Origin of the sequence: Flavobacterium olei (genome assembly GCF_039749035.1) — a bacterium.
In the GTDB taxonomy this organism is placed as follows: Bacteria; Bacteroidota; Bacteroidia; order Flavobacteriales; family Flavobacteriaceae; genus Flavobacterium; species Flavobacterium olei.
In genome coordinates, this window is sequence record NZ_JBDKWC010000003.1 from 725,812 (window position 1) to 732,012 (window position 6,201).

4 protein-coding genes are annotated in these 6,201 nt (G+C 36.7%); 2 read left to right on the forward strand and 2 right to left on the reverse strand.

Going from position 1 to position 6,201, the window contains the following annotated elements; translation table 11 throughout:
* The first annotated feature begins 60 nt into the window (after positions 1-60).
* Positions 61-600: a 3-hydroxyanthranilate 3,4-dioxygenase gene (locus ABEB31_RS10860; protein WP_347051659.1), complete on the forward strand. Its 540-nt coding sequence runs from the start codon at positions 61-63 to the stop codon at positions 598-600.
* A 212-nt stretch (positions 601-812) separates the two neighbouring features.
* Here the strand turns inward: ABEB31_RS10860 and ABEB31_RS10865 are convergent, their stop codons facing one another.
* Positions 813-1,772, reverse strand: a complete 960-nt coding sequence (locus tag ABEB31_RS10865; protein WP_347051661.1) for an MBL fold metallo-hydrolase — start codon at positions 1,770-1,772, stop codon at positions 813-815.
* A 179-nt stretch (positions 1,773-1,951) separates the two neighbouring features.
* On the opposite strand from ABEB31_RS10865, the gene amaB reads away from it, so the two are divergent.
* The gene (gene amaB, locus ABEB31_RS10870; RefSeq protein WP_347051662.1) at positions 1,952-3,505 is read left to right on the forward strand and encodes an L-piperidine-6-carboxylate dehydrogenase; all 1,554 of its coding nucleotides are present in this window, start codon (positions 1,952-1,954) and stop codon (positions 3,503-3,505) included.
* 58 nt (positions 3,506-3,563) lie between these two features.
* Here amaB and ABEB31_RS10875 read toward each other — a convergent pair.
* A partial coding sequence (locus tag ABEB31_RS10875) for a pectate lyase family protein (protein WP_347051663.1) occupies positions 3,564-6,201 on the reverse strand: 2,638 nt, incomplete at its 5' end.

Here is a 6,201-nt window from a genome sequence, read left to right on the forward strand (position 1 = left end):
CTGCAGCGCATCTCTACAATTTCACTAACTTAGCTTTTTCATAATTTAGTACTTTAAAAAATGGCTATTGCAAAACCCTTCAACTTAACTCAGTGGATTGACGAAAATCGTCATTTACTAAAACCGCCCGTAGGAAATAAAAATCTATATATTGATTCCGGAGATTATATTGTAATGATCGTTGCCGGCCCAAACGCACGTAAAGATTATCACTATAACGAAACCGAAGAGCTTTTTTATCAATTGGAAGGAAGTATAAAAGTAGTTATACAGGAAGATGGTCAGCGCAAAGAAATGGAGTTAAATGCGGGTGATATGTATTTGCATCCTGCCAAAGTACCACATTCTCCAGTTCGTTCCGAAGGTTCGATTGGATTGGTTATTGAGCGCAAACGTGCCGGTCAGGGATTTACAGATGGTTTGCTTTGGCATTGCGAAAAATGCAATCACAAGTTGTATGAAGTCTATTTTGAATTGCACAATATCGAAAAAGATTTTCTTCCTCACTTTGAACATTTTTACAATTCGGAAGAATTAAGAACTTGTGATAATTGTGGGACAGTTATGGAAACTGATCCTAGATTTGTGGCGAAGATGTAGTTTAATTAGGAGCTAATCCCGCTATCCGTTTCAATCTTTTGCTTTTTAAGAAAAAAGCAAAAGGATTTCCACTTTTATCGGGGCTAGGGCACTCATTTTCAAAACAAAATAATTTTTATAATCATGAATCTTTGTCAAAGTTTTAAACTTTGACAAAGATCAATACCAAAAGAAATCTTTTCAATCTAAATAACATTTGGTTTAAGAAAAAACTATAATTCTAATTTTTTACCCTGCTCAGGATAAATAATCTTCAATCCCAAATCATTTTGATTTTTAATCTGCTCTTTAATTTTGGTAATATTTTTTGCCGGAGGTTTCAAGTGAGTGATAATAATTTTAAAATCTTTTAAAGAACCTTTTCCAGCCAAATTTTCCAAAACATATAATTCTTTCATTAAGTAATTCGGTGTTAAATGACCAAACAGGAACTTGTCGGGCTGTTCATTAGGGAAAGAAACTTCTATTAGAATTCCTTTTAATTTTTTATCTTTTATTAAAGGTGCAACTTCCGTCCATAAATTTTTTAAGTCACTGCTTTTTTCAACTTCGTCCGGACCAGTATCGCCGAGATATAATACATACGAATCATTATTTTTAACCAAAAAAGCAGTACTTTCAAACGGATTTACATGACTCAACGGAAATGCTTTCACAGTCATTGAAGTATTTGAAAGAGGAATTTCTTCTCCAATATTTAAAGTTTGAAAATGGTATTTTTTTAAAGGAAAACCCGGACCAACATCGCCAAAATTTGCCCATGTCTGATCATTAAAATAATGGTTTTCCATCATTTCCATACATTTATTTGTCGCATAAACTGTCTTTGAAGAATCTGCAGGCGAATTTATAATCAGACCAGAAACATGATCCAGATGTGCATGAGAAATCAAATATCCTTTAATATATTTTCGTAAAACTTCGGTTGTCGAAACTTTGAAAGTTTTCTTTTCAATTGCCTTTTCAATTCCGGCATTTACCGTTCCCGCATCGAGACAGATAAAATCATTTGATTTTGTCGGAGCTAATAAATAAGCAGAAAGATTTTTTTCATCAATTCCGCCTTTAACGCCAAGTGGAACAACCTGAAAAGATGCTTTTTGGTTTTTCTGGGCTATTGTTGTGACAGAAACGAAAACAAGACAAAATAAAAAACGATTTAAAAAACTCATATTCCTAAAATTTAAAAATACAAAGGTCAATATTTCCGGTTAATAAGTACAATCTAATTTTCAGATTATATCAAAATAGCTCTAAATTTACTTTTAAATTATGTTGTAACAGTATTTTAATTCATTTCGAAATAATATCTTTACAATAAAATATAACAATTTTAACCAAAAAAGTTACAATGACAACAATAGCATCGCAATTTGGAATGGATGAAGCTCTGGAAAAATTGGGCATCAAAAAGATAAATGAAGGAACATCAACCGGATCTGATAATTTTTCATCGGGAGAAATCCTGGACAGTTATTCGCCAGTAGATGGAAAACTGATTGCTTCTGTAAAAATGTCTACAGCTGCAGATTATGAAAGAGTGATGAAGTCTGCCACTGAAGCTTTCAAAACTTTTAAGTTAATGCCGGCGCCTCAAAGAGGTGAAATTGTTCGTCAGTTTGGAGAAAAATTAAGACAAAATAAAGAAGCTCTTGGTAAATTGGTTTCTTATGAAATGGGAAAATCGCTGCAGGAAGGTTACGGAGAAGTTCAGGAAATGATCGATATCTGCGATTTTGCGGTAGGTTTGTCGCGCCAGTTGCACGGATTAACCATGCACTCTGAAAGACCCGGACACCGAATGTATGAGCAATACCATTCTTTGGGAGTTGTCGGAATTATTTCGGCGTTTAATTTTCCGGTTGCAGTTTGGTCTTGGAACACTGCTTTGGCCTGGATTTCTGGCGATGTTTGTGTCTGGAAACCTTCTGAAAAAACACCTTTATGCGGAATTGCCTGCCAAAACATTATTGCTCAGGTTTTGAAAGAAAATAATCTTCCGGAAGGAATTTCCTGTTTAGTAAATGGAGATTATAAAATAGGAGAGTTATTGACAAAAGACACTCGTATTCCATTAATTTCTGCTACAGGATCAACCCGAATGGGAAAAATTGTCGCCAAAGAAGTTGCAGGCAGATTAGGTAAATCTTTGTTAGAATTGGGAGGAAATAATGCCATCATCGTAACTCCTGATGCAGATATAAAAATGACGATTATCGGAGCTGTTTTTGGAGCTGTCGGAACGGCGGGACAACGTTGTACTTCAACCCGAAGACTAATTATTCACGAAAGTATTTATGATAAAGTAAAAGAAGCACTTGTTTCAGCTTACAAACAATTACGAATCGGAAATCCGCTTGACGAAAACAACCATGTTGGTCCGCTAATTGATGTTCATGCTGTCGAAATGTATGCAGCAGCTTTAAATAAAGTAACTACAGAAGGAGGAAAGATTATCGTAGAAGGCGGTGTACTTTCCGGCCAGGGTTATGAAAGCGGATGTTATGTAAAACCTGCAATTGCAGAAGCTGAAAATTCTTTTGAAATTGTACAGCACGAAACTTTTGCTCCGGTTTTATATTTAATAAAATATTCCGGGGAAGTAGATAATGCGATCGAAATTCAAAACGGTGTTGCACAAGGATTGTCTTCAGCCATTATGACAAACAATCTTCGTGAAGCAGAAAGATTTTTATCTGTTGTTGGTTCAGACTGCGGAATCGCAAACGTTAATATCGGAACTTCAGGTGCAGAAATCGGTGGCGCATTTGGTGGTGAAAAAGAAACCGGCGGCGGTCGTGAATCTGGTTCTGATGCGTGGAAAATTTACATGAGACGTCAGACTAATACAATTAATTATACAACAAGCCTTCCATTAGCACAGGGAATAAAATTTGATTTGTAATAACATATTTTTAAAAATAAAAAAAGGCTTCCTGATTCGGAAGCCTTTTTTTATTAAGCTATTTTTTTATGATAGTTTGATTAAATGATCCGTCTGTAGTATGAATTTTAGCGAGATAAGTTCCCGGAATTAAATGGCTAATATCAATACTTTCAGATTTTCCGGAAGTAGTAACCTGATTTCCTGTTATGTTATAAATTACTATTTTTTCGATTTTCTGATTCGGATCCCTCAAATATAAAGTGTTTGAAACGGGATTCGGATACAATATAATTTTTGAGTTTTCAGTTTCCTGATTTAATGCATCGACAACATTTGCTGTTTTTAAAGTGCTTCCGTTATAAACTGTGCTGATGTAAAATAAATTAGCAACAGAACCCTTGGCAATCGTATGCGAACCAGCAGCGATTGATGCGGTTACAATTCCGGCAGATGCTGTATAAGAAACATTATCTACTTTGATAGTTCCGGTAAAATTAGAATCAAAAACCAGGGTTAAAGTGGATGCGTTTGTTGTATTGTATGTTATAGAAGTACTGGATTCAATCTTTAAACGTTCTGTCAAAGTTATCCCATTATAAGTTACAGAACCCGGAGTTGAATTCATATTTCCGTTAATAGAATAGAATGTGCTGGTTTTTCCCGAAGTTGTAAAATTATGTAATTCGCTTCCTCCGGTTGATCCCGTTGTAACGGTTATGGTTCCTGATGCTGTTGCCGGTGTTCCTGCTGTTCCTGAAGTTGCGATAGAGTAAGATACATTTGCTGTCGGAGTTCCGGAAATCGTAAGTGTTTTTGCCGTTGTATTTTTTACAAAAGTTAATCCTGATGCCGGTATTCCCGTAACAGTGGCATCTGTGGCATTTCCTCCCCAGGTAAATATAATGGTCGCGATAGCAGTTCCATTAGAAACTGTTTGATTATTGTTGCCGGATGAGGTTAAAGTTTGATTTCCTGCCGCAGTAACGGTAATAGTTCCTGATCCAGTAGCCGGAGAACCAGTAGTTCCAGACGTTGCGATCGAGTATGTCACAGTAGCTGTTGGCGTTCCTGTTATAGTTATTGTTTTTGCCGTTGTATTTTTTGCAAAAGTTAATCCAGAAGCTGGTAATCCTGTCACTGTAGCATCTGTCGCATCTCCGCCCCAGGTATATACAATAGAGGTAATTGCAGTTCCGCTGACAACAGTTTGGTTATTATTAGAAGCTGAAGTTAATGTCAAAGTCTGTGCTCCTGCCGGTGGATTTCCTTCGCCTTGCACGGCAACCAAAGTTCCAGTGTAATTGGTTAAAGCTGTTTTGAGAGCAGTAATCACTAAGGAAGAAGTATCATCTGTAGCATTATTAAATGTCCATTTTAAATCTCCTCCTGAAATGCGTCCCGCATATTGTGTCGTTTTCGTTTTCGCTGTCGCAGGCTGATCGATTACTAAGTTTTTTACGTATAAAGCTGCATCAGTGTCAAAATTATTATAGGTATTTGCACCAGATTTAGACTTAACAGAACTGCTTACTGTTTCACCTCTCGTTGAAGCAACATATGCATCAAAATCTGTTGTAGAACTTATCTTTCCTGAAATATTATATAACGGATTTGGATCATTATAAGCCACAAAACGCATATTGTTTGTTCCGTTTGAGGCATCAAAAGTGTTATTAAAAGCTTTTATGCTTCCGCCGGCTTCACCGGAAAAAGTTCCCATAGTTCCGGCATTATTTACCTGGTTGGCTTCATCCCAAATATCTGTTCCCTGCAAAGAAGTCAGCATAGGATGTTTACTGTTTCTGAAATAATTTCCCTCTACAAATAACGATGAACCCAATGTTGAACCGGAACCATATTTTGCAACGCCATCAAAATAATTATTGTAAATATGAGCGGAGTAATAACGAACTCTCGGATGACGGGAATCGGAGTGATCAAACCAATTGTGATGGTACGTAATATAGAGACCTGCAGTTGTTCCTTCGCTCAATCCTAAAAGACTGGCTTTTCCATTGTCCCAAAAGTGATTGTAGGATAGTGTGATGTACGTTGAAGTTTTATTGTCTAATGCTCCGTCACCTTTAATTTGGTCGGCATCACTTCCTGCATTTCCATAGAATAAATCACAATTATGAACCCAGACGTGATCGTTATCCTGCTGCATTCCAACATTATCTCCGGCGGTACTATTACAATTCATAAAACCTAAATTGCTTACTTCAATATTAGAAGCCGATTTAAGTCTTACTCCCCAGCCGTTGGCAACAGCATCATTACCGATTCCTTCAATAGTGACATAACTCGACGCATTATTGCTATTTTCAATTACCACATCTCCGCCTTCCATTACAGTCATATCCGTAATGTTTCCAATTAAACGGAAGATAAACGGACGTGTGTCTTTTCCTTTTTTAATGGCATACAGAATATTCTGCAAACCAATACAAGGATTTGCGCTTGCCCCTGTGATATTCATTGAAATAGTATTCTTGGTATTTTGTGTAATATAAAGTATTACAGCATTATCTTTTGGAGTTCCGTCTGCTTTATAACCACCTGGTACGCGGCCGCCTTCAAAAGCAAATCCGTTTCTGTCTTGCGCTGTAACATTTAAATTTGCTGTGACAGCGCCACTTCCTTCAATTCCTGAAACTACGGGTTTTACTTTAACAGTATAAGTTCCCGCTTTAAGTCCCGGAATATCCGCGCGA